25 protein-coding genes are annotated in these 25991 nt (G+C 42.7%); 19 read left to right on the plus strand and 6 right to left on the minus strand.

All coding sequences use genetic code 11. The annotated features are described in order from the left end of the window. Positions 1-33: 33 nt before the first annotated feature. Both PQO05_RS19740 and PQO05_RS19745 read right to left on the minus strand, forming a co-directional pair. A complete protein-coding gene (locus PQO05_RS19740) occupies positions 34-606 on the minus strand; it encodes a Crp/Fnr family transcriptional regulator (protein ID WP_273629162.1) in 573 nt (190 codons plus the stop codon). A 6-nt stretch (positions 607-612) separates the two neighbouring features. Then, positions 613-1815 (minus strand): proline dehydrogenase family protein, encoded by a 1203-nt coding sequence (locus PQO05_RS19745; protein WP_273629163.1) that lies wholly within the window; start codon positions 1813-1815, stop codon positions 613-615. Between the two features lie 64 nt (positions 1816-1879). On the opposite strand from PQO05_RS19745, the gene PQO05_RS19750 reads away from it, so the two are divergent. From PQO05_RS19750 to PQO05_RS19800, 11 genes are all read left to right on the plus strand, one after another. Beyond that, the gene (locus PQO05_RS19750; protein ID WP_174312815.1) at positions 1880-2086 is read left to right on the plus strand and encodes an RNA-binding S4 domain-containing protein; all 207 of its coding nucleotides are present in this window, start codon (positions 1880-1882) and stop codon (positions 2084-2086) included. A gap of 3 nt (positions 2087-2089) precedes the next feature. After that, complete coding sequence (gene aroB / locus PQO05_RS19755; RefSeq protein ID WP_273629164.1) at positions 2090-3166, plus strand: 3-dehydroquinate synthase; 1077 nt, start codon at positions 2090-2092, stop codon at positions 3164-3166. 42 nt (positions 3167-3208) lie between these two features. Continuing rightward, entirely contained in the window at positions 3209-4105 is an 897-nt protein-coding gene (locus PQO05_RS19760; protein ID WP_273629165.1) for a sterol desaturase family protein, read from the plus strand. A gap of 325 nt (positions 4106-4430) precedes the next feature. After that, positions 4431-5012 (plus strand): PH domain-containing protein, encoded by a 582-nt coding sequence (locus tag PQO05_RS26790; RefSeq protein WP_475582065.1) that lies wholly within the window; start codon positions 4431-4433, stop codon positions 5010-5012. Positions 5013-5266: 254 nt separating this feature from the next. Further along, a complete protein-coding gene (locus PQO05_RS19770; RefSeq protein WP_273629167.1) occupies positions 5267-6103 on the plus strand; it encodes a prephenate dehydratase in 837 nt (278 codons plus the stop codon). A gap of 241 nt (positions 6104-6344) precedes the next feature. After that, positions 6345-7472 (plus strand): chorismate mutase, encoded by a 1128-nt coding sequence (locus tag PQO05_RS19775; protein WP_273629168.1) that lies wholly within the window; start codon positions 6345-6347, stop codon positions 7470-7472. 6 nt (positions 7473-7478) lie between these two features. Continuing rightward, entirely contained in the window at positions 7479-8798 is a 1320-nt protein-coding gene (gene aroA, locus PQO05_RS19780; RefSeq protein ID WP_273629169.1) for a 3-phosphoshikimate 1-carboxyvinyltransferase, read from the plus strand. Positions 8799-8977: 179 nt separating this feature from the next. Next, entirely contained in the window at positions 8978-10066 is a 1089-nt protein-coding gene (gene aroC / locus PQO05_RS19785; protein WP_273629170.1) for a chorismate synthase, read from the plus strand. A 23-nt stretch (positions 10067-10089) separates the two neighbouring features. Beyond that, complete coding sequence (locus tag PQO05_RS19790; RefSeq protein WP_273629171.1) at positions 10090-10713, plus strand: hypothetical protein; 624 nt, start codon at positions 10090-10092, stop codon at positions 10711-10713. A gap of 58 nt (positions 10714-10771) precedes the next feature. Beyond that, a complete protein-coding gene (locus PQO05_RS19795) occupies positions 10772-12001 on the plus strand; it encodes an MDR family MFS transporter (RefSeq protein ID WP_273629172.1) in 1230 nt (409 codons plus the stop codon). Between the two features lie 33 nt (positions 12002-12034). Next, positions 12035-12673 (plus strand): HAD family hydrolase, encoded by a 639-nt coding sequence (locus PQO05_RS19800; protein WP_273629173.1) that lies wholly within the window; start codon positions 12035-12037, stop codon positions 12671-12673. On the opposite strand, the gene PQO05_RS19805 is transcribed toward PQO05_RS19800, so the two are convergent. From PQO05_RS19805 to PQO05_RS19815, 3 genes are read right to left on the minus strand one after another with little or no spacing between them, the layout of a single operon-like run. Beyond that, positions 12661-13806, minus strand: a complete 1146-nt coding sequence (locus PQO05_RS19805) for an NTP transferase domain-containing protein (protein WP_273629174.1) — start codon at positions 13804-13806, stop codon at positions 12661-12663. The two genes, PQO05_RS19800 and PQO05_RS19805, sit on opposite strands and share 13 nt — an antisense overlap. After that, positions 13787-14278, minus strand: a complete 492-nt coding sequence (gene moaC / locus PQO05_RS19810) for a cyclic pyranopterin monophosphate synthase MoaC (RefSeq protein WP_273629175.1) — start codon at positions 14276-14278, stop codon at positions 13787-13789. Before moaC ends, PQO05_RS19805 begins: the two co-directional genes overlap by 20 nt. A 50-nt stretch (positions 14279-14328) precedes the next feature. Beyond that, complete coding sequence (locus tag PQO05_RS19815; RefSeq protein WP_273629176.1) at positions 14329-15453, minus strand: acyltransferase family protein; 1125 nt, start codon at positions 15451-15453, stop codon at positions 14329-14331. 331 nt (positions 15454-15784) lie between these two features. Here PQO05_RS19815 and PQO05_RS19820 point away from each other — a divergent pair, with 331 nt between their 5' ends. Genes PQO05_RS19820 through PQO05_RS19840 form a run of 5 tightly spaced genes read left to right on the plus strand, consistent with a single transcriptional unit; the run spans position 15785 to position 22274 of the window. Beyond that, positions 15785-16906 carry an ATP-binding response regulator gene (locus PQO05_RS19820; RefSeq protein ID WP_273629177.1) on the plus strand — a complete coding sequence of 374 codons (1122 nt, stop codon included), beginning with the start codon at positions 15785-15787 and terminating at the stop codon, positions 16904-16906. 32 nt (positions 16907-16938) lie between these two features. Next, complete coding sequence (locus tag PQO05_RS19825) at positions 16939-20505, plus strand: response regulator (RefSeq protein ID WP_273629178.1); 3567 nt, start codon at positions 16939-16941, stop codon at positions 20503-20505. 9 nt (positions 20506-20514) lie between these two features. Continuing rightward, the gene (locus PQO05_RS19830; protein ID WP_273629179.1) at positions 20515-20889 is read left to right on the plus strand and encodes a response regulator; all 375 of its coding nucleotides are present in this window, start codon (positions 20515-20517) and stop codon (positions 20887-20889) included. A gap of 6 nt (positions 20890-20895) precedes the next feature. After that, the gene (locus PQO05_RS19835; RefSeq protein WP_273629180.1) at positions 20896-21714 is read left to right on the plus strand and encodes a CheR family methyltransferase; all 819 of its coding nucleotides are present in this window, start codon (positions 20896-20898) and stop codon (positions 21712-21714) included. Continuing rightward, positions 21696-22274, plus strand: a complete 579-nt coding sequence (locus tag PQO05_RS19840) for a chemotaxis protein CheB (protein WP_273629181.1) — start codon at positions 21696-21698, stop codon at positions 22272-22274. The genes PQO05_RS19835 and PQO05_RS19840 overlap by 19 nt, the downstream gene beginning before the upstream one ends. Positions 22275-22307: 33 nt before the next feature. Here PQO05_RS19840 and PQO05_RS19845 read toward each other — a convergent pair whose 3' ends face one another. Further along, on the minus strand, positions 22308-22784 hold the full coding sequence (locus PQO05_RS19845) for a DinB family protein (RefSeq protein ID WP_273629182.1): 477 nt from the start codon (positions 22782-22784) through the stop codon (positions 22308-22310). Between the two features lie 105 nt (positions 22785-22889). Here PQO05_RS19845 and PQO05_RS19850 point away from each other — a divergent pair, with 105 nt between their 5' ends. The 3 genes from PQO05_RS19850 to PQO05_RS19860 all read left to right on the plus strand — a co-directional run bounded on the left by PQO05_RS19850 (position 22890) and on the right by PQO05_RS19860 (position 25801). After that, on the plus strand, positions 22890-24431 hold the full coding sequence (locus tag PQO05_RS19850) for a L,D-transpeptidase family protein (protein ID WP_273629183.1): 1542 nt from the start codon (positions 22890-22892) through the stop codon (positions 24429-24431). 108 nt (positions 24432-24539) lie between these two features. After that, positions 24540-24929: an ArsR/SmtB family transcription factor gene (locus PQO05_RS19855; protein WP_273629184.1), complete on the plus strand. Its 390-nt coding sequence runs from the start codon at positions 24540-24542 to the stop codon at positions 24927-24929. 119 nt (positions 24930-25048) lie between these two features. After that, positions 25049-25801, plus strand: coding sequence for an SDR family NAD(P)-dependent oxidoreductase (locus tag PQO05_RS19860; RefSeq protein WP_273629185.1), 753 nt, complete (start codon positions 25049-25051; stop codon positions 25799-25801). The last annotated feature ends 190 nt before the right edge of the window (positions 25802-25991 follow it).

A 25991-nucleotide genomic window follows, 5' to 3' on the forward strand; every position in this document is an offset into this window, starting at 1 on the left:
ACAAATGAAACTAACTTATAAGTTAGTTTACTACTACCGCATATTTTTCCTGATCCTGCTTAACGACTGTGGTGTAATGCCAAGGTAAGATGCTACATCTGTTAATTGCACACGCAAGGCAATTTCGGGCTGGCGCATCATAAACAGTTTATAGCGTTCGGTTGAGTCGAGCCCCTGGTAGGCGTTGCGGATCTGGATCTTATCTAATAGACCCTGTTGGGTAATCTGATCTATTAGATCTTTAAGGTAAGGAATTTGCTGATACAACGCCGTTATGCGTGATTTAGAAACAATGAGCACATCAACATCGCAAGCGGCCTGGATGCTTTCGTGGGCAATAACTTCATTATTGAAACTATTGAGGATGGTGCAGAAATAATTCTCTTTCAGGAAGAAGTACGTTACCTCTACTCCTTTTTCGTTCTGCACCATAATGCGCAGCACACCATTACAAATAAAGAACATCTCTTTACACACATGGCCGGAGCTAAACAACACATCGCCCTCCTTAAAATTGTGCGGTATAAAGGCTGTAGCAATCAACGCTTCATCTTCTGCCGAGATATGCCTGAACAAGCGCAGGTAATTGATAAGCGGTGATGACATGCTCAATTACAACTTCCTGCGTTTCTTCTCTTTCAAAATCAAACTCAGCTCGCGGCTCATTTGGCCGGCAATGGCCGTATTCTCCTGCGCACGGCGGAACAGGTATGGCAACACCGCCTTAACCGGACCGTAAGGAACATACTTGGCAATATTGTAATCGGCACTGCCCAAGTTAAAGCTCAGGTTATCGCTCATGCCCAGCAGTTGCGAAAAATACACATGCGGGTGGTTGTGCGGGATGCCTTTCTGCGTCATCAGGTTGGTAAGGACAAGGCAGCTATCTTCGTTGTGCGTTCCGGCTACAAAGGCGATTTTCTCGATATAATCCGTGCAGAATTTTAAGGCTTCGTTATAATCGTGGTCGGTTGCTTCTTTGTTGGGTTGTATAGGTGATGGGTAACCCATTTCAGCTGCACGTTTACGCTCTTTCTCCATGTAAGCACCGCGTACCAGTTTGGCGCCCAGGATAAAACCTTCCAGTTTAGCGACTTTGAAATCATCTTTTAATGATTGCAGTTTATCATGCCGATAGATCTGGTAAGTATTATAAACAATGGCCTTGTACTGGTTAAATTTGCGCATCATATCCATCGCTAACCTATCAATCGTTTTTTGGATCCAGGTTTCTTCGGCATCAATCATTACCGGTACGCCTGCGGTAAATGCCTTTTGGCAAATGTCCAATACACGGGCTTGTACTTTTTGCCATTCCTGTTCTTCTTCGGCAGTAAGTGTTGCGCCTGTATCCAGTTTCTCCAATAAGCCAAAACGGCCTACGCCTGTAACTTTAAATACAGTGATCGGCACAGCCTTATCGCCGGTTGCACGGTTAATGGTGCGGATAATTTCATCGCGGGTAAAATCGAAAACAGATTCGTCTTCTTCACCTTCGACAGAGTAATCTAAAATAGTACCTACATGGCCGGAAGCCAGTTCCTTAATTACAGCATCGCATTCGGCAATGGTTTCTCCTCCGCAAAATTGTTTAAAAATGGTAGCCTTGATCAGGCTTTTGATCGGCAAGCCAATTTTCATGGCCAGGTTAGTAACCGGTGGCCCAACTTTAACCAGCGTGTTATTATTAATTGCCTTAAACAACCAGTAAGCACGGTCTAAACTACCGTTGGATAGGTGTTTGAAAGCGATCTCAGTATTTTCGAAAGAAAGTAAATTCTTTTTCGGCGCAGCAGCAGTATCATTTAAAGCCATGCTGCAAAGTTAGAAAATGCATTATTATAACTCATTATCCTGCGAATAGTTTATTTTTGCCATCATGATAAATTTTGAGCTCGAAGGCGAATATATTCCCCTTATACAACTGTTAAAGGCCACAAACCTGGTGCAAACCGGCGGCGAAGCCCAAATTGTAGTATCGGAAGGCGAAGTAACCTACAACGGTGAGGTTGATTACCGCAAACGCCTTAAAGTAAAAAAAGGCGACGTTGTTGAGTTTAGAGGTCAGAAAATCACGATTGTTTAACCTATGGATACAGCACAAATACAACCGATAGAAAGCATTGGTTACAATGTTTATTTAAACGATAGCCTTAACGAACTGGTAAATTTTGTTGAGCAAGGCAATTACTCTAAGTTTTTTATCCTTACCGACGAGTTTACAACCGTACACTGCCTGCCGCTTATTGAAGAGAAATTAACAGGTAAAACTTACGACCTGATTGAGATCAGCGCAGGCGAAGAATGCAAAACCATCGACTTTTGCATTGGTGTGTGGAAAATGCTGATTGATTTTGGTGCCGATCGCCGCAGCTTGTTAATTAACGTTGGCGGTGGCGTAGTTACCGATCTGGGTGGCTTTGCAGCCTCGACCTTTAAACGCGGGATTGATTTTGTGAATGTACCTACTACCGTACTTTCGCAGGTTGATGCCTCTGTTGGTGGCAAAACCGGTATCGATATGGATAGTATTAAAAACATCATCGGTACGTTTACCCAACCTAAAGCCGTATTTATAGAGCAGGCCTTTCTGAAAACCCTGCCATCAAGAGAAATATTATCGGGTCTGGCCGAAATGCTGAAACATGGTTTAATTGCCGATGCAGCTTATTGGGAAGCTTTAAAAAACAGCGACCTTTCTATCCCATCAACCGAGCTGATTGCACAATCGGTAGTGATTAAAAATCGCATCGTAATTTCGGACCCGACAGAGAAGAGTCACCGAAAGGCATTGAACTTTGGTCACACGGTTGGTCATGCTGTGGAGACATGGTCTTTAGATCATGACGAGAAAGAGCATTTGACCCACGGTGAAGCTATTGCTATCGGCATGATCTGCGAAGCCTGGCTTTCTGTAAAAAAGAACACCGGTTTAACTGAGTCTGAACTAAATGATACGGTTAAAGTATTGACCCGTTTGTACCCTAAATACGAAATCAAAGATTCGACTTTCCCAGCTTTAATTGAGCTGATGAAAAAGGATAAGAAAAACGAAGGCAATACCATTAACTGTACCCTGTTAAAAGCCATTGGCACTTATAGTATTAACGCGATTTGTACCGAAGACGAGTTGAGCGAAAGTTTAAAATACTACGCAGCTTTGTAATACGTTCAAAACACATTCTTTCTTTTTATAGTTATTATTAGTATGATTCCCCTTAATGCTAAAAATGATGCCGTTGTTGTATTAATCGGTTTGCTGGTTACCTTAACCCTTGCCGAAATGTGGCTCAGCTATCGTGAAAACCGTCATTATTACGAGAAACGCGATACGCTTACCAACATCTATTTAACAACCATTACATTTTTTATCAATCTTGCTGTTAAGGGTTCTACCTTTCTTGTGCTGCAGTACTTTTACCAGTTCAGGCTGTTTGAGATTAGCAACGTATTCTGGTACTGGTTTGTGCTGGTTGTAACGCAGGATTTTTTATACTGGGTGCTGCATTATACCGGCCATTACTGCCGCTTCTTCTGGGCTATGCATGTAACGCACCATTCGTCTGAGCATTTTAACTTTACTACGGGGTTCCGGTCTACCGTGTTCGAGCCTTTGTACCGCGTTTTCTTTTATTTGCCATTGGCTTTGATGGGCTTTAACGCCATAGATATTTTATACGCCTACCTGGTTACCCAATTATACGGCAACCTGGTACACACTCAATACAAGGTTAACCTACCCAAATGGTACGGCTGGATCTTTGTTACACCATCGCATCACCGGGTCCACCATGCATCAAACATCCCCTACCTGGATAAAAACATGGCCATGATGCTCATTATCTGGGACCGCATGTTTGGCACCTTCCAAGATGAGAACCTGCCCGAGCCTATCAAATACGGCCTCACCCACCAACCCGAAGATACCGGTGCAGTCAACATCATTTTCCACGAGTGGAAAGCCCTGGTGCATGACGTAAAAAAAGCACCGGGTATTAAAAACAAACTTGGCTATATGTTTAACCCACCCGGCTGGAGCCACGATGGTAGCACACAAACGGCCAGGGTTTTGCAAAGGGAGTATAAGCAGGAGAAGGCGGCGTAAGTCGAATTAAGCACATTAGTAATCTATATTATTTTTGACTTAGATTCTGATGCCCCAATTCATATCCAAACTATAGCACAATACCTACGAGAAAGGTGAGTTCTCTGACGAGCAGCCCAGAACTTTAGAAGAAACGATTCGTCTTATTAAAACCTTCCCCTGGGATGAGGAAAGGCCGTTAACTGATATTCAACTCACCGGGCCATCGGTTACCATAAAGAATGAAGACAGGGAGTATTTAAAAGTTGGCCTATACTTCAACGGAAAATTCTGCCTGTATTTTTTAGATTATGGCGCCCATGTCTATGAGTACCATTCACCGGATATGGATACTGCTTGCAGTTTAGTGACTGACTACTTTAACGGCAATTTAGACCTACAAAAATTTGATAAGCACCTGCTCGATATTGGTGCCAGCAAACATTTCGAAAGCAAAAGTTTCGATTATACAGTCAGTCATAATACCTTTTATTGGAATTTTTTTGTACTCCTATTTCTATTATTAATCCTAATTTTTAGTTCAACTATTATCTTGACTGCAAAAGACTGTCCGTTATTCTTTCGTATATTTTTTATTGCATTCACCCTATCAATGTTTACCCTTCCATATATTGTACTGAAAACCTATTCAAAATCGAAAAATATGTTCCTTCACCTTTCAAAGGGAAATAACGTTTTTCAATTTGGTGATAATAATGACATTAACACTTATAACAAGGCCGATATTAAGGCTATCACTATCTCAAACGTGAGTAAAAATGATAAATCTCCCATTTACAACATCACATTTAAGGATGATATATCTATCAGGTTTCCGGGGCTGTTGATTCCTTACTACGATTTTCTCAACAAATTTTCCGGGATCGATATTCAATATACACGTAATAAATGGCCGGTATCTTTGTAGATTATCATCTTAAAGCAAATAAAATTTGGTTTGTGTCATGAAATATCGAAAAATAAAAATTTTCTATTGACAATTTAATTTTTAACAGTACATTTACCGCCGTAACACAACAATGAAATACACAGGCGCATATTATTTTGGTTTCTACTTTTACTTTAGCAGTAAGAGCCGGGACTGATATATGCCATAACAAGACATACACAAATCAGAAAAAGTCCCGGCCCAACAGCCGGGACTTTTTTGTTTAACACATTATGGAACAGCAGAAACCACGGGTAGCAATTCAAGGAATAAGGGCATCTTTTCACGAAGAAGCAGCCTTCAAATTCTTTGGCGAAAACATTACAACGATAGAATGCAACTCGTTTAAACAAACATTCGACAAGCTGCAGGCCCGCGAAGCTGACTATGTAGTAATGGCTATCGAAAACAGCATTGCAGGCAGTATTTTGCCTAACTACTCGTTGTTGCTGAGCTACAACTTCCCCGTGGTTGGCGAAATTTATTTGCCTATCCAATTGCACTTAATGGGCTTACCTGGTGTTAAGTTCGAGGATATAAAAACAGCCATGTCGCACCCTATTGCTATCCGTCAGTGTGATGATTTCTTTAACGATCATCCCCAACTGAAAGTGGTTGAAAGCAGCGACACCGCAGCCTGTGCCAAACGTATCCGCGAAGAGCAATTGACTGATACGGTTGCCATTGCCAACTCACTGGCTGCCAAGCTGTACGATTTGCAAATTCTGGAGCGCCGCATCGAATCGAACAAAAAGAATTTTACCCGTTTCCTGATCCTTACCCACCAGGAAAACGCTAAGAATATCCCTGCCAATAAAGCATCGCTTTGTTTTCAGGTAAGCAACGAGGTTGGTTCACTGGCAAAGGTGCTGAATATTTTGGCCGAAGAAGGTGTTAACATGAGCAAGATCCAATCGATGCCGGTACTGGGTAAACGTAACGAATACAACTTTTATGTAGATGTAGAGTGGGAAGATGGCAAAGCTTACGACGCCGCCATTCGCCAGGTGTTAAAGTATACACACAATTTTAACATACTTGGTGAATATAAACGCTTTATAGAGGAGTAAATTTGTGAGTAGTCCGGAAGTCGGTAAGTCCGTGAGTCCGAAAGACAAAAGAAAAAAGTCTGGAAGTCCGGGGTCGGGAAGTCCGAAAGACAAAAATTGCGGACCGAAAGAAAAATTAACATATAGAAATAAACTTCCGGACTTTCGGTCTTACTGACTTCCGGACTAAACAGTAAATATTAAAAAATAACATAAAAAGCTTCCGGACTTACGGTCTTACTGACTTCCGGACTAAAAAAGTATGAAAATCGATCTTAAAATACAGCCATTAAGCACCTGGATTAAACCGGCTAACGAAAATCAACCGCTTTTAATTGCAGGCCCTTGCAGTGCCGAGACTGAAGAACAGTTAGTTGCTACTGCCCAACTTTTAGCTAAAACAGGCAAACTGAGCGCACTGCGTGCAGGTATCTGGAAACCACGTACCCGCCCGGGCGAGTTTGAAGGTATCGGCAGCATTGGTTTAGAGTGGTTAAAAACTGCTAAACAAGAAACAGGCTTGCCAACCGCTGTTGAGGTTGCAACTGCAAAACACGTTGAAGAAGCTTTAAAAGCTGGTGTGGATATCCTTTGGGTAGGTGCACGTTCAACCGCTAACCCTTTTACCGTGCAGGAAATTGCTGATGCTTTAAAAGGTGTTGACGTACCGGTAATGGTTAAAAACCCGGTTAACCCTGATTTAACTTTGTGGATTGGTGCTTTAGAGCGCATCAACAATGCAGGTATCACTAAACTGGCTGCTATTCACCGTGGTTTTTCATCTTACGAGAAATCTGCTTTCCGTAACGAACCAATGTGGGATATGGCTATCAACTTAAAAACACATGCGCCAGATCTGCCTATCATCAACGATCCAAGCCACATTACCGGCAACCGCGATCTGATCCCTTACATCGCTCAAAAAGCTTTGGATATGGATATGCAAGGTTTAATGATCGAATCACACATCGATCCTTCTGTTGCCTGGACTGATGCTAAACAACAAGTTACACCTAAAGCACTGGCCGACTTAATTGACAACCTTACTTTACGTAAACCGGAAGTTAAAAACGCTGACATTAAAGATGCCCTGGCTGAGCTACGTGCCAACATCGATAAAATTGATGACTTAGTGATCCAGAAACTGGCTGAGCGTATGCAGATTGTTGAGAAAATCGGTAACTACAAAAAAGATAACGGTATCACCATTTTACAAGTTAACCGTTGGGACGAGATCCTGAAAAAAGGAGTTCAATACGGCAAAGCTTTGAAACTGGACGAAGATTTTACTGAGAAATTATTAGAACTGATCCACAGCGAATCAATCCGCAAACAAACCGCTATCATGAATGCTGGTACCGGTGTTAAGGAAAATTTAACCCACGCATAATTGCTGATGAAACCAAACATCATACTGCGTAAAAACAGTAAAACGGTAAATACTACAATACAATTAACAGGCTCAAAAAGCGAGTGCAACCGTGCACTCGTTATTGAGGCCTTAAGCCAGGGCCGCGTAAAAGTAACCAACGTTTCTGATGCTGCGGATGCTGTGCTGTTAGCAGGTATCCTGAGGTCCGAGTTGTCAGAGGCCGGAGTACAGAATTCGGAGGCCAGAACTCAGAACTCAGAAAGTGAATCCGGACCTCTGACAACCGATAACCGACAACTGACAACCGTAAACATCGGTCCCGCTGGTACGGCTATGCGCTTCTTGACTGCCTATTACGCAATCAGTGGCGAAGAAGTGATCCTAACCGGAAGCGAGCGCATGAAACAACGCCCAATCGGTATTTTGGTTGATGCTTTGCGCACTTTGGGTGCCAATATTGATTATGTAGAGCAGGACGGTTACCCTCCCCTGCACATCAAAGGCGGCTTTGAGCAAAAGACTGATCTGATTAGCATCCAGGGTAATATCAGCAGTCAGTATATTACTGCTTTGTTACTGATTGCTGCGCGTTTACCGCAAGGTTTAAGACTACAGATTGAAGGTGAATTAACCTCACGCCCGTATGTAGAGATGACTTTGAGCATGCTGCAACAGGCAGGCATCCAGCATCAATGGGAAGATAACGTGATCAGCATTGCTTCGCAAGAATTTGCAGAAACCAGCATCTGGGTTGAACCAGATTGGAGCGCAGCATCGTACTGGTACGCCATTGCGGCCCTGAGCGACGAAGCCGAATTATTTTTACCCGGCTTAACCTCGTACAGCCTGCAAGGCGACAGCGTAATCGGCGAAATTATGGCCAACTTCGGCATCACCTCGCAGTTTAAAGACGGCGGTGTGTATCTGAAAAAAGAGCCTAAGCCAATTGTTCGCAAGATCTTCGATATGATCCAATGCCCCGATCTGGCGCAAACAGTTGTAGTGGTATGTGCAGCTCTTGGCCACGAAGCTACCTTTACCGGACTGGAAACTTTAAAAATTAAAGAAACCGACCGTATAGCAGCTTTACAAAACGAGCTGGGCAAAATGGGTGTTAAACTGATTGAAAAAGGACAGGTTTACAAACTTGACTGCAGCGAGAAGTTTATCCCTCAAAAAATGACCATCAAAACTTACGAAGATCACCGCATGGCGATGGCCTTCGCACCGCTAGCCCTCATCATCCCCGAACTGGAAGTTGAAGAAGCCGCAGTGGTTGATAAATCTTACCCGGCGTTCTGGACTGATCTGGAAAAGGCAGGGTTTGAAGTGTTGGACGTTTAATCTACAAAATACACGTCATTGCGAGGTACGAAGCAATCCCCTACTTACAGAGCAACTCTGTATAGTCGAACTGCACAGTCGGTGATTGCTTCGTACCTCGCAATGACGTTCTAAAATATAATACAAAGAGTAAAAAAGGTAATCTCAATACTCAAATCTAATATCTCACATCTAAACACATGGCAGGCAATACCTTCGGGCAAATATTCAGGATAACAACTTTTGGCGAATCGCATGGCGAGGCAATTGGTGTAATTATAGACGGCTGTCCGGCTCAACTGGACATCGACTTGGATTACATTCAATCAGAGCTGGACAAGCGCAAACCTGGTCAGTCTAAAATTACTACGCAACGTAAAGAGGCCGATACAGTAAAGATTCTTTCAGGCGTATTTGAAGGTAAAACAACCGGTACACCTATCGCGATGATTATCCCGAATGAAGATCAACGCTCTAAGGATTACAGCCATAATACAGATGTGTTCCGCCCATCGCATGCCGATTATACTTACCACAGTAAATATGGCATCCGCGATCACCGTGGTGGCGGCCGTTCATCAGCCCGCGAAACTGCTGCCCGTGTGGCGGCAGGTGCGGTGGCTAAACTAATGCTTAAAGCAAAAGGAATCGAGGTAATTGCACACGTAAGCAGCGTAGGCAAAATTGATGCGCCGAATGTAGATATCAGCAATCCGCAAGCATTTATTGAAGAGCGTGAAAAAAATATTGTAAGATGTGTTGACCCGGCTACGGCTGAGGAAATGATCGAGAAGATCGACAGCATCCGTAAGCAAGGCGATACCATCGGTGGTAAAGTAACCTGCTTTATTACCAATTGCCCTGTTGGCTTGGGCGAACCTGTTTTCGATAAGCTACATGCGGACTTAGGCAAGGCGATGCTGAGCATCAACGCTGTACACGGTTTCGAATACGGTTCGGGCTTCGAGGGCAGCGAGATGCAAGGCTCTGAGCATAACGATTTGTTTGTAAACACCGGCGATCAGATCCGTACGCTGACCAATTATTCTGGCGGTATTCAGGGCGGTATCAGCAATGGTATGCCTATTAACTTTAAAGTAGCCTTTAAACCGGTAGCCACCATTATGACCAATCAGCAAACCGTTGATGCCAATGGCGATGCCGCCGAAATACAAGGCAAAGGCCGCCACGACCCTTGTGTGGTTCCGCGTGCTGTACCTATTGTAGAAGCGATGGCTGCGCTGGTTATTGCAGATCATTATTTAAGGAATAAATCGGCTATATTGTAAGCTGATATTTAAACCCCTTAAAAATGCCTGCCTTACAGCTTATTAATATTTATAATGAACTGCTTGCCTTACCAAACAAAAGCCCAGACAATATTATCACCTTCTATCAAAGCCATTTGCTTATTTTAAGCAATGTAACAAGTTTGGATACCGAAGATGAAATAACTGCTTTTATGGCAATTAACGATTGGTATACTAAAGCTTTAACTTATAAAAAGCAGTTCAATAATGCACTTGTAATAATAAATAAGGTGCTACCGATGATTGACAGTTCTATTGAAAAAATAAATTATTCACTTTTCAATAGTCAGCTTTATCAGGCTATCGTGTTTTCGAAAGCTATGTCCTGCAATCAGCTAAAAGATTATTCATCGGCCTATCCTATCTTAAAAAAGTTAGTTGATGCTGATCCTGAAAACGACATGTATAAGGTTTGGCTCAGGGCTTCTGATCATGGCAGGCAGCGCACAATTTTAAACATCTTAGAATTTGCCTTCGGCGCAATGATCCTGGTTGGTTTATTTAAAAGTTATATCCCGTTTGTGTTGGTCAAAAAATGGATATCAATAGTTGGGTTCATAGGTTTTGTTGCCTGTATAATCTATGAATATGATTTAAAGCGACACTTTAGAACGGCCAAAATATAGCAATACGCAATAGCACATTTAACTACAGGCACGCACGTACTTTCATTACCTTTACACCGTGACCTCTCCTATCCAGTTATACAAAAAAGCATATAGCGGCTTATCTCGCAATAGTTGGTACCTGTCGCTGGTGGTTTTAATTAACCGCAGCGGTACTATGGTACTGCCTTTCATGACCATTTACTGTACCCAGGCCCTGCATTTTACCATTGTGCAGGCAGGTATTATCATGGGTTTGTTTGGGCTGGGTTCTATAACAGGGGCATTTATCGGCGGCAAAATTACCGACAAGTACGGTTTTTACGATGTGCAGGTTTGCTCACTGCTTAGCGCAGGCTTGCTGTTTATTTTGCTGGGCTATCAAACCAACTTTTTTGCTATTTGCGGTTGTGTTTACATATTGAGTATGTGTAACGATGCCTTCCGTCCGGCCAACTCCACGGCCATTGCTGCTTACAGCACGCCCGAAAATAAGACCCGCTCCTATTCGCTCAACAGGTTGGCTGTAAACCTGGGCTGGTCGTTTGGTGGTGCATTGGGTGGTTTTTTGGCAGCGCACAATTATCATTTATTATTTTGGGTTGATGGTTGTACTAACCTGATGTCGGGATTGCTCTTGCTGAAAATCATGCCGAGATCCAACTACAAAAAACCGGCAAATGATACACATCCCGATGCAAAAACATCGCCTTATAAGGATAGTATCTATATGATTTTCATTCTGTTGACTACCTTGTTCGGCATGTGTTTCTTTCAAACATTTACCATTCAGCCTGTTTTCTACAAAACGATATGGCATATCGATGAACGGGTTATTGGTAGCTTAATGGCCTTAAACGGCTTAATGGTGGCCTTTATAGAAATGGTGCTCATCAACTGGCTCGAAGGCAAGCGGCATGCCTTGCGGTACATTTGCCTCGGCGTTCTGTTAACCGGTATTTCTTTAACGTTTATGAATCTGCTGCCGCCGGCTGTCTGGGTGGCTACAATGGTTATCATCGTTATCTCTTTCGGCGAAATGTTTGCCATGCCTTTCATGAACTCGTTCTGGATTGTGCGCACCAACGATAATAACCGGGGACAATATGCTGCGCTTTATACTATGGCATGGTCAGCGGCTCAAATACTGGCACCTGTTATCGGCAGCCAGATTATTGCATTGTTTGGTTACGGGGCGTTGTGGTGGTCATTGGCGTGCGTTTGTCTGGCTGCTGCTATAGGGTTCCTCCTGCTTTATAAATTGAGGTTTCAGAACCAATTGATAACTATAAAATCTGAAGTCGAATAAAAACATTAAACCCGTTTCCCTTATTTTATACCTATGATTAAAGCACTGATACTGGATATGGATAACACCATATTCCCAACCAAAACCATTTCAGATGAGATCTTCGCCACCATCGAACATCTGATGGAAGAGCATCGCGGCAACTTAAACGACGAACAGTTAGCCGAAGCCAAGACTGCATTAAGCCGCACACCTTTCCAAAAAGTGGCTGATGAACATGGCTTTACCGAAGAGTTTAAAACCAACGCTATCGAACTGCTCAAAAATACCACATACAACAAACCCATCAAACCTTACAAGGATTATGAGATTGTTGAATCCATCAGCTTACCCAAATTTCTGGTAACGTTTGGTTTTGTAAAACTACAGCAGAGCAAAATTGATGGTTTGGGTGTTCGCAGCCATTTTAAGGAGATTTTTGTAGTTGATCCCGAGATCAGCTCTAAAACCAAGCGCGATATTTTTGTGGATATAATGGAGAAATACGGCTACCACAAAGATGAACTGCTGGCCATTGGTGATGACCCAGAATCTGAAATAAAAGCGGCCCACGATCTCGGTATTAAAACCTACCTGTATGATCCTGAAAGCCGCTTTAAAACCGGCACAGTAACCTACCACGAGCAGAACTACAAGAAGTTGCAATGGCTGATCGAGAATCAGAAAGAATGATTTTCGGATTTGAAAAAGCGTAGTGCCTCGTCCCGTTCTTCGGGTGTGTTGGCGTTTCTAAACTCACTTACATCGGGTGCGGTCAACAATTCAATATCACTATTGATCAACACTTTGCGCGGGCACGAATAGCCCTGCGCCAAAAACTGCAGCATTACCGGGTAAGCGCGTGGTTCCCAAATGGTAATCAACGGTTCGGGGAATTTACTATCGCTATCTAAAAATGCAGTAGCCAGTTTTGATGGGTTACGATGTTTCACCAGGTAATCTAAAGTATCGGCGGTTAAATAAGGCAAATCGCAGGCTACGGTTAACCAGGCCGCATTTGGGTTGCTTTGCATGGCCGACAGTATCCCACCGAACGGCCCTAAACCTATAAAAGTATCCTCAATGGTTTCAAAGCCGGTTTTGGTGTTATCTGATAAATAAACATGGCCACAAAAACGACCAAGCATCTCAACCATATAAGCCCGCTGAGTCATGCCGTGGTAAGCGATACTGCCTTTGTCAGCCAGCATACGGGTGCTTTTGCCTCCGGCTAAAACCAGTCCGCTAAGTGGGGCCACGCTTTCGTTTAAAAATATGGTAAGGAAGGAGATGATCCTGGCCTCATCCTGCAAAGCCAGTACCGGGACGTTTTTTATATCCGGCAAATGGGCTTCCATAAACTCTGGGATGCGCGCATGTTCACTTAGCAATATCAACGCAACATCGGTTAGCTTATCCAGTTTCTCATTCAACGGCTTATCGGGATGGATAATCACAATCTGCTTTTTACCGATAAAATGGTTGCCATTAATGAGCACTAAGTCCTCATTATTGAACAAAATCCTATTACTTAAATGAGTAACATTTTTTTGCCTAAAATCTATCCTTTTGTGGCTTATTTTATCGGTAAACTGCAGCGAAGCGCCCTCTAACAAGTCATTTGATGGGCTGTCATTTTTATGGTCGGCATCAGCATACGCTACCTTCCATTTGCCGTCCAACAATTTCAACCAACGTTCTGCCAGGCTACGGATCACGTTGCATGGCGCACCCAAAATCGCCAGTTCATTCCTGCCGAAATCGCCGAGATTTGGTCTTGCCAACTGCGCATGTTTTTGGTGTGGTTTATTTGTTTTGGTAATCACTCTTCCCTCCTGTTTTTTGTATCAGTTTGGTTTCTTTGATCACTATATCGTGCGAAAATGCTTTGCACATATCGTAAATGGTTAAGGCAGCGATACTTGCTCCGGTCAAGGCTTCCATCTCTACGCCGGTTTTGGAGGTAATGGTAGCTGTGCATATAATCACCACTTCCTGCTCGTTATTTATGTTAATATCAAACTTTACACTTTCTAACGCCAAAGGGTGGCAAAGCGGTATCAGGTCGGCAGTTTTTTTTGCAGCCATAGTGCCCGCAATAATAGCGGTTTGAAAAACCGGGCCTTTCTTGGTCTGGATCTCATTACCAGTCAACTGCGCCATAATTTCCGCTCCCAGCAATACAATGCTTTGGGCAACGGCAGTTCTTTTGGTTACCTGCTTCTCGCTTACATCAACCATGGTTGGATAATTGGTGTCGGTATCAATATGCGTAAAATTGGCTGTATTATTTTCCATATCCGGTTATATAACAAAGCTATGCAATATTGCTTTAAAGCGGCAGGTTATTATTTGGTGATAAAAGCGAATTTGTTTTTCAACTTCAGGAAAGGCGCCTCATAAAACTTATAGCTTATTGCACTTATTATAATTGCAGTTACAAGAGCAATCGAAGTATCCACAATCATTACCTCCCACAATTTATTGTTGATGGAAAGTTTTTTAGTAATGTTAATAGCTATCAATATCCCTAAAAAATGCAGGCAGTATAGGCCATAAGTAATAGTGCCCAATTTTGACATCCGCTTAAAGCTCGACATTTTGAAAAACGAGTTGCTTGCGTAAGTTTGCTCCATAATGATAGTCACAATAACAATTGCTATAAACAATCGCTCAAAAATCATGGTTCCATAATTGGCCAGTAATAGCTGTTGCCTGAAAAAATAAATAACAGCAAAAACAAGATATACTAACAATATTTTAGTTTTACTTAATTTTTGAATCGTCAATTTAAACCTGGGCGAAATTTCTATTAGCCATGCACCTGTTGCTCCAATAACCATATCGCCAATACATGATAGCGTATGATTTTCGAGCATGGCATAATTATGATTTAAAGCCCTAAAAATAAGGCTGCTAATAAGAATCACACTAAAAGGGATCCAAAGTTTATTAATAGGGAATACATAGAGGATAATTGGCCATACAAAGTAAAACTGCTCTTCAACCGCAACGCTCCACAGTACGCCCAATATTGAGGCATCGGGCAGGCCATTTTTAATCATATCAAAATTGTTGGTGAAAGTGAGGTAATAAACCAGGTGAGCCGTTTCATTAGGCACCTGCCCGGTTAACCTTTTCAAAAACGGAAATATCACAAACCCAATAAATACAGCCGCATAAAACAAGGGCCATATCCGTAAAATTCGTCGCAACCAAAAAAATGGGATTTTAATGTTCCCGTTTAACTTTTTTTCTTCAATAAGTAATGTGGTAATTAAGAACCCACTAAGCACAAAAAAGAAATTAACCCCCAGGTTTCCATTTCCAAATATGCCATGCTTTATAAACTGGTAAACCGCATCTTTCTCGATATAAGCAAATTGCGTATAAAAACTATGATAAAAGAAAACTGACAAAAAGCACAAAAACCTCAGTCCGTCAAGATTTTCAAAGTATATTTTTTTGTTCATTCGGGTTTAGATGATTGGGATCAACAAGATATGTTTTATTTAATATATTCATAAAACTAATATGCTATTTCTTAAAACTAAGTTTCCCAAATGGGGTTATACAGTAACGGATAAATGACTTTAATTAACAATATCCGCTGCTTTGTTTTAACAAATATTTAACAGAAATTCATCAGTAAGTAAATCTGTTTAGAAATAAGAAATCATGAATTACATAACCACACTTATATTCTTAAAACGAATAAATTTCTTATCAAACTAAATTAATTATTGCTTAACACAGCTCTGTACTATATATTTACATTTTTCATCTACCGATTGATAAAGATTCATGATACTAATAGTTGACGATAAGTCTGAAAATCTTATTGCGTTAAAAAAAATCTTGGAAACGCATAATTTCAGCGTCGACACAGCCTTGTCGGGAGAAGAAGCGCTACGCAAAATACTCAAGTACTCCTATAAACTGATCATTCTTGACGTGCAGATGCCCGGCATGGATGGTTTCGAAGTGGCCGAAGCTATTGTTGGCTACAGTAAAACAAAGGACATCCCGATCATATTTCTATCGGCTGTTAAGATCAATAAACAGTTTATTAGCAAGGGCTATGCTTCGGGTGGCCGCGACTATTTGGTTAAACCTATCGATCCGGATATCCTGGTGCTTAAGATCCGCACCTTTATTAAACTTTACGAGCAAACCGACGAGCTGAACCGCATTCAAAGTGCCCTGCTCGAAGAAATTGAATACCGTAAAGAAGCTGAGAGCAAAAAGGATGAATTTATCAGCATAGCCAGCCACGAGTTAAATACGCCGCTAACCTCGGTTAAAGGTTATTTACAGCTGGCCGAAAAATCGTTCGAGAAAGATAACAAGCCCAATACGCGCATGTACCTCGACCGTACTAAAACACAATTGAACAAATTGAACCAATTGGTTTCCGACCTGTTAAATACTTCTAAAATAATTTCGGGCCAGCTCGAATACCATTTCAAAGAGTTTGATTTCGAGCCGTTTGTAGAAAGTGCTATCGATATTATCCAGCAATCTTATCCTACCAAGCACATTATTAAAACCGGCCTTGCCAATGTTAAGATCTATGGCGACCCGCTGCGACTGGAGCAGGTTGTACTCAATTATTTAACCAATGCCATCAAATATTCGCCTGATAGCAATGAGGTTTTTGTTGAAGTAGCCGCACTGCCGGCCAACAAGGTAACCCTGCGTGTACGCGATAAAGGCATTGGCATCCCCAAGGCTAAACAGGAGCAGCTTTTTGATAAGTTTTACCGCGTAGAAGAATCATCAAACCGTTTCCAGGGCCTGGGGATGGGTTTATACATCTGTGCCGAAATTATTAAAAGGCATGGCGGTACCTTTGGGGTAGAGAGTGAAGAAGGCGAAGGTTCTACCTTCTATTTCACGGTACCTACTCAAAAAGATAAACAGTAAATAAAATCTTATAAAATATACTTCTTTCGAAAATGAAAACTACTGTTACCCGTAATCTGCAAATTGGATTCGGACTTTCATTGCTGTTGCTTGTCATCAGCTCTATAGTTTCTTACTTCAGCATCACTAACCTGCTCACCAGTTCAGACATGGTTGACCATAGCGGGCAGGTTATGCAATCGCTCGAAACGGTAATCTCAACCATGAAGGATGCCGAAACCGGCCAGCGTGGTTTTTTACTAACCGGCCGGGATGAATTTCTGGAACCTTACAATGGCGCTTACGAAAAAGCGCTTTTAAACGTTAATAAAGCAGCCGATCTAACAGTTGATAATGCGCGTCAGCAGGAAAACGTAAAGGCGATAAAAGACATTATGCTGAAACGCATGACCGTTTTGGAGCAGCTGATCAACAAAAAAAGATCGGGCCAGGTGGTTAGTGTTGATGATCTTCGCCAGGGTAAATCCAGCATGGATGCCCTGCGCGCTGCAGTAGGTAATATGGAGCATGATGAGAATGCCATGTTGATTGAACGCACCGCAAGGCTTAAACAGTTTTCGTCCATTACTCCAATTATTATCGTTTTTGCAGCTATACTATCTTTGGTAATTTCTATTTTCTCTTATTTTAAAGTAACCAGCGATTTGGCCGAACGTAACCGTTTACAAAAAGCGCTTGAAGATAAAGACATAGAAACATCGCACCGTATAGGCGTGATACAAGGTATTGCCGATAAAATTTCGAATGGCGAATACGAGATCAGGGTTGATGATAAGGAGAAAGATACGCTGGGAAGCCTGGCAGGTTCATTAAACAAAATGGCCGAATCGCTCGATTTTTCTTTCGCCAAACTATCTGATAACGAATGGCTGCAAACTGGTATCGCCCAACTAAACGACCGTATGGTTGGCGAAAAGGATGTGGTAGCAATTGCCGATGATATTCTTGATTTTGTGGCCAACTACACCAAAAGCCAGGTTGGTGCTTTATACACCTTTGAGGGCGAAACTTTGCACCTGCAAAGCGGCTTTGCACTATCCTCAAGCATAAGCAAAACTATCCCTGCTAATGAAGGTATTTTAGGAAGGGTGGCCTCAACAGGTAAACAAATTTTCCTGAATGATATCGACCCCGAATATATTTCGGTAAGCCATGCTACAGGTAATATTAAACCTAAAAATGTAATTGCTATCCCGGTATTTCAGGATAATAAAGTACGTGGGGTTATTGAACTGGGATCCATCAATAATTACACACCACGTAAGCTCGAGTTTTTGCAGAACGTTTCCGGTAATATCGGTATTGCCATAACCAGCGCACAGAACCGCAAAAAAATGCAGGAATTGCTGGAAGAAACCCAGGCACAATCTGAAGAGCTACAGGCACAGCACAGCGAGCTCGAAAACCTTAACACCGAGCTTGAGGCGCATACCCAACGCCTGCAAACATCAGAAGAAGAGCTGCGTGTACAACAGGAAGAATTGCAGCAAACCAATGGCGAGCTGGAAGAACGCAATCGTATTATTAACGACCGTAACGAAGAGATCCAACGCAAAGCTGCCGAACTGGAGCAAAGCACCCGCTACAAATCTGAGTTTATGGCCAACATGTCGCACGAGTTGCGTACGCCTTTAAACTCTATTTTGTTGTTGTCGAGATACCTGTCAGAAAATAATGAAGAGAACTTGACCGAAGAGCAAACCGAATCGGCACGTGTGATCCTCAACTCGGGTAACGGATTATTAGACCTGATAGATGAATTACTCGATCTATCAAAAATTGAAGCCGGTAAAATGGAACTCGAATACGAGAATATTCCCTTTGCAGGTATTGCGGCTGATATGCAGGCATTATTTAGCCCAATTGCCCGCGAGAAGAAACTGGAACTGGTTATCGATAACAAATTTAAACCAACGGATGCCTTCGAGACTGATAAAATGCGCCTGGAGCAGATCATCAAAAACCTGCTTAGCAATGCGCTTAAATTCACCACTTCGGGCTCGGTTCAATTAACGATACAGCCTACTGCGGATGATAATTCGCTGATCGAATTCTCTGTTAAAGATACCGGCGTTGGTATCCCTAAAGAAAAACAGGAGATGGTATTTGAAGCCTTTAAACAGGCCGATGGTTCAACTAAGCGCAAGTTTGGCGGTACCGGGTTGGGGCTATCAATCAGCCGTGAACTTGCGCGTTTGTTAGGCGGCGAAATTAAACTAACCAGCGAGCCTGGTAAGGGAAGTAACTTTACCGTGATACTGCCTAAAGTTAAGCCGGCTACGGTGCCACTGCCACAACCTGTACAGATTATTACCCCGTTACCTGTAGAAGAAGTTAAGGTTGACGAGCGCATCAAACACCTTTCGCCAAATATACCGGGCGATATTGACGACGATCGCGAAAGCATTGTTAAAGGCGATAAAGTGATCCTGATCATTGAGGATGATACCGCCTTTGCCAAAGCCCTGCTTGGCTTTACCCGCCAGCGTGGTTACAAAGGTGTAATTACTGTACGCGGCGACCAGGGTGTAGAGATGGCCTTGAAATATCGCCCGCTGGCTATACTACTCGATTTACAACTACCGGTTATGGATGGCTGGGAAGTAATGGAAGAGCTGAAGAGCAACCCGGCAACCCGGCCAATCCCGGTACACATCATGTCATCAATGGAGGCTAAGAAAGAGAGCCGCCTGCGTGGCGCTGTCGACTTTATTAACAAGCCGATTGCCATGGAGCAGATGAAACAGATGTTTGCCAAGCTGGAAGATGCCCTGAGCCGAAGCCCTAAAAAAGTGCTGATTGTAGAAGAGAACAGCAAACATGCCAAAGCGCTTGCCTACTTCCTCGAAACTTTCAACGTATCATCGGCCGTTTCGAGCAGTGTGAGCGATGGTGTTAATACCTTGAAAAGAGAAGAAGTTGATTGCGTGATACTGGATATGGGGATCCCTGATAAAAACGCTTACGAAACGCTGGAAGTTGTTAAACAAAACCCCGGACTGGAAAACCTGCCGATCATTGTATTTACAGGCAAAAACCTGTCGTCGGCCGAAGAAGGCCGGATTAAGCAATACGCAGATTCGATCGTCGTAAAAACTGCCCACTCTTATCAACGTATACTGGATGAGGTTGCTTTGTTCCTGCACCTGATTGAGGAAAATAAAGAGAAACCAAATGCTACCCGCACTACCTCTAACGCACCAATGAATGAGGTATTGAAAGATAAAACTGTATTAATTGCCGATGATGATGTGCGCAACATTTTCTCGCTCACCAAATCGCTTGAGAAACATCAGATGCGCGTAATATCGGCCACGGATGGTAAAGAGGCTTTGGCGCAGCTACAGAAACACCCCGAAACCTCCATCGTATTAATGGATATGATGATGCCGGAGATGGATGGTTACGAAAGCACCGCCACAATACGCCAGAACCCACGCTTTAAAAACCTGCCGGTTATTGCCGTAACAGCTAAAGCCATGATGGGCGACCGTGAAAAATGTATCCGTGCAGGTGCGTCTGATTATATCTCTAAACCGGTTGATATTGATCAGCTGGTATCGTTGCTGCGTGTTTGGTTGTATGACAAAAACAGTTAAAATTAATACATGAGTATCCCTGCCAAAAAGATCCTGATTGTGGATGACGATACACGCAATATTTTTGCGCTAAGCCTCACCCTGCGTTCAAAAGGCTATACCTGCCTGTCATCAACCGATGCGGCAAGGGCCATTAACATGATGCAGCAAGATGATACCATTGGTATTGTATTGATGGACATGATGATGCCCGAAATGGATGGTTATGAAGCCATTAACCGCATACGCGACGATAAAAAACTACGCGACCTGCCTGTTATTGCCGTAACCGCGCAGGCCATGCCCGGCGACCGTGAAAAATGCCTCGAGGCGGGCGCTAACGCCTACATATCCAAACCCGTTAATGTGGATGTGTTGATTGATTTATTGAATACTTATTTATAATACTGAATGGATACGCCCGTTGGAGAGCAGGAGATTAAACTTTTATTAAACGATATGCTGGAGCTGTATGGTTTCGACTTTACAGACTATGCCAAAGCTTCGCTCAAAAGACGGATTAACCGCTTATTTACACTGGATCGCTTCCCCAGCTTTGCCGAGTTCAGGTACCACCTGCGCAACGATCCTGATTACTCTAAACGCTTTGTAGAACAAATTACAGTTAACGTAACCGAGATGTTCCGCGACCCCGTGTTTTACCAAAACCTGCGCGAACATGTGCTGCCGGTACTGGCCACCTACCCTTTTATCCGCATCTGGCACGCGGGCTGCTCAACAGGTGAGGAAGTTTTTTCGATGGCAATTTTACTCAAAGAGGCCAATTTATTACACAAATCGTTACTCTACGCTACAGATCTTAACCCGGTAGTGTTACAAAAGGCATCAACAGGGATATTCCCCATGAGCCAGATGAAACAGTACTCTGAGAACTATATTGCCGGTGGTGGAACGGAAGATTTTTCGCGTTATTATACAGCAAGTTATAATATGGTTAAATTTGATGAAGAGCTAAGCAGCCGCATGGTTTTTTCGACACATAACCTGGTATCTGAAAGCTCTTTTAACCAGTTTCAATTGATCATGTGCAGAAATGTGCTTATCTATTTCGAAAAAGAACTTCAAGGCAGGGTTTTTGCACTCTTTGATGATAGTCTGGAAAACTTAGGATTTTTGGCGCTTGGTAGTAAAGAAACTTTAAAGCTATCGCCCATTATCTCTAAGTACCGGCAGGAAGGTAAAGAGAAAATATGGCGCAAAATTCACTAAACGGGGTTCAAAAAATTGTAGTTATCGGGGGCTCAGCAGGCAGCTTGCATGTTATCCTGCATATACTTGCGCGTTTGCGTGCCGATCTTAACATCCCAATCGTGATTATATTGCACCGCAAAAATGATTCAGATTCGTCGTTGAGCCAGTTGATGGCTTTTCGTACAGATCTGCCCGTAAAAGAGGCCGATGATAAGGAAGCCATCCTACCGGGGAATGTTTACCTCGCCCCTGCCGATTATCATTTACTGATTGAGACCGACAAAAATTTCTCGCTGGACGATTCTGAAAAGATTAACTTTTCGCGCCCAAGTATCGATGTAACGTTCGAAACCGCAGCCGAAGCTTATGGCGAAGGCGTAACCGGTATTTTATTATCAGGAGCCAATGCCGATGGCGTGGAAGGCCTGAGCATTATCAAAGCCCACAAAGGGACTATCGTTGTGCAAGACCCATCAACCGCACAGGTGCCCTATATGCCCCAGCAAGCCATTGATGCCATGCCGATTGATCATACGCTTACGGTTGAGCAGATCCCCGACTTTATTAACCAATTATAAACCTGCTTTTAAAACTTTTACTGTAACCAACAGCTATCCTGTATGGCGCATAGTATGTTCGGCAGCGTGGGTTAACAAGCCCATTAATGTAGATGGTAAGTTCTTTCGGCCAACGCCGCGGTATTCGGTCAGCATGCCTTCATCAACACGGCCTAATTGGCGTAAGGATAATTCGACAGCGAGGCTAAATGTATTTACTAATTGTTCCGTTGTAATCCCTTCTTCCGGTTTGCCCTCTTCGGCCAGGTATTCTATTTGACCTGCGCTTAATTGCTTTTGATTAGCATAAGTAAACATTCTGTCAAGCACACCGGCTATATGCTGCAAATGGAAACCGGGCGATGCCATACCGGCTACCTTTTCCCAAAGCAGTTCATCAGGGAAATCTTCCATCAAAACTTCTATTTCTTCACGGGCCTGTAACAGGGCAAAAGCTACCGGCTGTACCAGTTCAGGGATTTCATCTATCGGGCCGCGTAACCAAACTTCGGGCATGTTATCTGTACTCATCCCACAAATTTAGCATAGCTTTCTGTTCATTTTCAACATTAATAATTTACCCCAAACTTTATGGTATTACAATTGCTTTAGTTGGCATACACAACTATAATATAAATGAAAAACATTACCTATAAATTAAGTAAGACCCCTATTAGCTTGCTGCTTATACTTATTGCTATGGTGCTGCTTACGGTTGAAAGCTGTAAAAAGAAGCGATCTGACATGGCAAACGCACTTTACAAGATAACTCCCAACAAAGCATTTAAAAATATTACTCCAGAGGGCTTTGACCCAATATTTCAAAAGGTGTTGGCAGATGAAAAAAAGAACCTTAACAACCCGCAACAGATTGTAGCTTTTTACGAACAGAATGAGTACGACCCAAGCTTTGTGATGGACCATTTAGGTAACGGTGACCTTAAAGCTTTCGGCGAATATTTACAAAAAGCCGGCGAACATGGCCTCGACCCAAAAATCTTCAACGCGCAAGCATATAATGACCTGCTGAACAAATTCTACGATAAAACCGCCATCAAAACCACCGACGAAGCCTACCACGATATGGCCGAACTGGAGGTGATGACGGCTAATATGTTTATCAATTATTCTAATGACTTGCAGTTCGGGTTGATTAGTCCGCGCCGGATCTATGCGCGTTATTTTACCAAAACGCTGCGCCCTGATAGCAATTCGGTTAGGCAGGTACTGGCCGTATCCAACATGAAAGCCTATCTGGATAGCATTCAGCCTAAAAACCCGCAATACATTGCTTTGCAAAAAGCCTTGGCCGCAGGTACAACAGCGCCAGGCATGACTAAGGAAGAAACAGACCGCATCATTAAAGTGAACCTGGAACGCCTGCGTTGGAAAAACAAACCATCTGAAGCTAAGTATGTGATTGTGAATATCCCCGATTTCCGTCTGGATGTAATGGAAGATGGCAAATCATCTCTAAACATGAAGGTTTGCGTGGGCGAAGGCCGTAATAAAGATTACGCCAATAACCTGGTTGAGTATGACGACAGTGACAAAACCGATCGCCCGTTCTCGCGCGAAACACCACAATTGAACAGTTTGATCTATGAAGCACAGGTGAACCCGGTTTGGAATATCCCTCAAAGTATTGTAAACAAAGAGATTGTTAAACATGCCGAAGATGATCCGTACTACCTTGACAACAACAACATTGAAGTATACCAAAACGGTAAAAAACTGGAAGATACCGAGACTATTAAATGGGGATCGGAAGATTTGAGTAAATACGATTTCAAGCAAAAACCAGGTGATGATAACTCACTTGGTAAAGTAAAATTCCTGTTCCCTAACAAGAGCAGCGTTTATTTACACGATACGCCGGCACAAGCGCCATTCGGTTATACTATGCGCGCTGTAAGCCACGGTTGTGTGCGTTTAGAAAAGCCGTTAGATTTAGCCCACAGCCTGTTTGGTGACGGCGAAAAGTTCGAGATGATTAAACAATTTATGAGCCAGGACAACCCTAAACCTACCGATGTTGCCCTGCCCAAAAAAGTACCCGTATACATAACCTACGTTACCTGCTGGGCCGATGAAAGCGGAACCCTGCAATACCGCCCCGATGTTTATGGTTTAGATATTGTGCTTTTTGCACACATGCAGAAGTTTTTGGGAGTATAAACGACAGAAGGGTAAACAATATCGAATAATGAATTTTGAATATCCAACATCGAAGTTTTACTTCATTATTCGATATTGGATATTCTGTGTTCGATATTACTTCATCGCATGACATCCATTAAAAAGGCCTCATATCCTGACAGGTATGAGGCTTTTTACGATCCTTTACAGCAAAAGCCCAACATAAAAATACTTATTAATATATTTGCATCTGTAAATACAATGGATAATAAACAATTTGAACGTATATCGAAAGCATTGGGCGACCCGCATCGCATTAAAATAATGCAATACGTGGGCAAAAGCCGCGACTGCACACAATGCGCCAATATTGTTGAAATGATTGATCTTACCCAGTCTGCCATCTCCCACCACATTAAACAACTTACCGACGCAGGTTTATTGATCGCCGAAAAGGAAGGGCGCAATATTAAGTATGCGATTGATAAAGGTGTTGTTGATGCCTACACAAAATTTTTACAAGGAATAAAAGGTTAAAAAAAATTACATTAATACATCAAAACATTTAAATGTATTAATGTAATTTTACTTATGTTTTATTGATGTACGCAATATAACACACAAACACATCTAAACATTTAAATAAGTAAATTAAAATGAACTTAAACTTAAAAGGAAAAGTTGCCGTAGTAACCGGCGCATCCAAAGGTATAGGCGCAGGTATTGCTAAAGCACTGGCTGCCGAGGGCGTAAATGTTATTGTAAACTATGCCAGCAGCCAAACTGACGCTGATAACGTGGTTGAAAGCATCATCCACGCTGGTGGTAATGCAACAGCAGTAAAAGCCAGTGTTGATAATGCTGCCGAGGTAGCACAGCTATTTGCTATCGCTGCCCAAACTTACGGCAAAGTTGATATTGTTGTAAATAATGCAGGTGTATACCAGTTTGCACCGATAGAAGGTGTTACCGAAGATGAGTTTCATCGCCAGTTTAACATCAACGTGCTGGGCCCAATCCTTACCACACAGGAGGCCTTGAAATATATCCCGGCTACAGGTGGTAGTATCATCAACATCAGTTCGGTAGCCAGCACAAGCCGCACACATAGCGCCAGTGTTTACTCGGCCACAAAAGGTGCTTTAGATACCCTGACCCAAGTATTGGCTGTAGAGTTAGGCCCTAAAAATATCCGTGTGAATGTGGTTGCCCCTGGCCCGGTAGAAACAGAAGGTTTTATTTCGGCAGGCGTTAAAGGCAGCGAAATGGAAGCACAATTTATTGCAACTACACCGCTTGGCCGCGTTGGCCAGCCTTTGGATATTGCCAATGTTGTAACCTTCCTGGCATCTGACGCTTCAGGATGGATCACTGCGGAAAGGATTGTTACCTCTGGTGGGTTAATCTAATTGGTTATTAAACAACCACGTCATTGCGAGGAACGAAGCAATCCCCGATTTACAGAGCGGTTCTGTAAATTAGAACTGCACGGTCAGGGATTGCTTCGTACCTCGCAATGACGATCAATTTTTGAGTATCATAAAAGTGCGAACAAACTCAACAGTGTATAAACACAAAAGCCTCCTGATGTACCGGGAG

Origin of the sequence: Mucilaginibacter jinjuensis (assembly GCF_028596025.1) — a bacterium.
GTDB classification, from domain to species: Bacteria; Bacteroidota; Bacteroidia; order Sphingobacteriales; family Sphingobacteriaceae; genus Mucilaginibacter; species Mucilaginibacter jinjuensis.

What these genes read in the sequence shown, in the direction of transcription:
- PQO05_RS19740 (WP_273629162.1), bottom strand. Translation starts at nt 606, where the DNA reads ATGTCATCACCGCTTATCAATTACCTGCGCTTGTTCAGGCATATCTCG.
- PQO05_RS19745 (WP_273629163.1), bottom strand. Translation starts at nt 1,815, where the DNA reads ATGGCTTTAAATGATACTGCTGCTGCGCCGAAAAAGAATTTACTTTCT.
- PQO05_RS19750 (WP_174312815.1), top strand. Translation starts at nt 1,880, where the DNA reads ATGATAAATTTTGAGCTCGAAGGCGAATATATTCCCCTTATACAACTG.
- aroB (WP_273629164.1), top strand. Translation starts at nt 2,090, where the DNA reads ATGGATACAGCACAAATACAACCGATAGAAAGCATTGGTTACAATGTT.
- PQO05_RS19760 (WP_273629165.1), top strand. Translation starts at nt 3,209, where the DNA reads ATGATTCCCCTTAATGCTAAAAATGATGCCGTTGTTGTATTAATCGGT.
- PQO05_RS26790 (WP_475582065.1), top strand. Translation starts at nt 4,431, where the DNA reads ATGGATACTGCTTGCAGTTTAGTGACTGACTACTTTAACGGCAATTTA.
- PQO05_RS19770 (WP_273629167.1), top strand. Translation starts at nt 5,267, where the DNA reads ATGGAACAGCAGAAACCACGGGTAGCAATTCAAGGAATAAGGGCATCT.
- PQO05_RS19775 (WP_273629168.1), top strand. Translation starts at nt 6,345, where the DNA reads ATGAAAATCGATCTTAAAATACAGCCATTAAGCACCTGGATTAAACCG.
- aroA (WP_273629169.1), top strand. Translation starts at nt 7,479, where the DNA reads ATGAAACCAAACATCATACTGCGTAAAAACAGTAAAACGGTAAATACT.
- aroC (WP_273629170.1), top strand. Translation starts at nt 8,978, where the DNA reads ATGGCAGGCAATACCTTCGGGCAAATATTCAGGATAACAACTTTTGGC.
- PQO05_RS19790 (WP_273629171.1), top strand. Translation starts at nt 10,090, where the DNA reads ATGCCTGCCTTACAGCTTATTAATATTTATAATGAACTGCTTGCCTTA.
- PQO05_RS19800 (WP_273629173.1), top strand. Translation starts at nt 12,035, where the DNA reads ATGATTAAAGCACTGATACTGGATATGGATAACACCATATTCCCAACC.
- moaC (WP_273629175.1), bottom strand. Translation starts at nt 14,278, where the DNA reads ATGGAAAATAATACAGCCAATTTTACGCATATTGATACCGACACCAAT.
- PQO05_RS19815 (WP_273629176.1), bottom strand. Translation starts at nt 15,453, where the DNA reads ATGAACAAAAAAATATACTTTGAAAATCTTGACGGACTGAGGTTTTTG.
- PQO05_RS19820 (WP_273629177.1), top strand. Translation starts at nt 15,785, where the DNA reads ATGATACTAATAGTTGACGATAAGTCTGAAAATCTTATTGCGTTAAAA.
- PQO05_RS19825 (WP_273629178.1), top strand. Translation starts at nt 16,939, where the DNA reads ATGAAAACTACTGTTACCCGTAATCTGCAAATTGGATTCGGACTTTCA.
- PQO05_RS19830 (WP_273629179.1), top strand. Translation starts at nt 20,515, where the DNA reads ATGAGTATCCCTGCCAAAAAGATCCTGATTGTGGATGACGATACACGC.
- PQO05_RS19835 (WP_273629180.1), top strand. Translation starts at nt 20,896, where the DNA reads ATGGATACGCCCGTTGGAGAGCAGGAGATTAAACTTTTATTAAACGAT.
- PQO05_RS19840 (WP_273629181.1), top strand. Translation starts at nt 21,696, where the DNA reads ATGGCGCAAAATTCACTAAACGGGGTTCAAAAAATTGTAGTTATCGGG.
- PQO05_RS19845 (WP_273629182.1), bottom strand. Translation starts at nt 22,784, where the DNA reads ATGAGTACAGATAACATGCCCGAAGTTTGGTTACGCGGCCCGATAGAT.
- PQO05_RS19850 (WP_273629183.1), top strand. Translation starts at nt 22,890, where the DNA reads ATGAAAAACATTACCTATAAATTAAGTAAGACCCCTATTAGCTTGCTG.
- PQO05_RS19855 (WP_273629184.1), top strand. Translation starts at nt 24,540, where the DNA reads ATGACATCCATTAAAAAGGCCTCATATCCTGACAGGTATGAGGCTTTT.
- PQO05_RS19860 (WP_273629185.1), top strand. Translation starts at nt 25,049, where the DNA reads ATGAACTTAAACTTAAAAGGAAAAGTTGCCGTAGTAACCGGCGCATCC.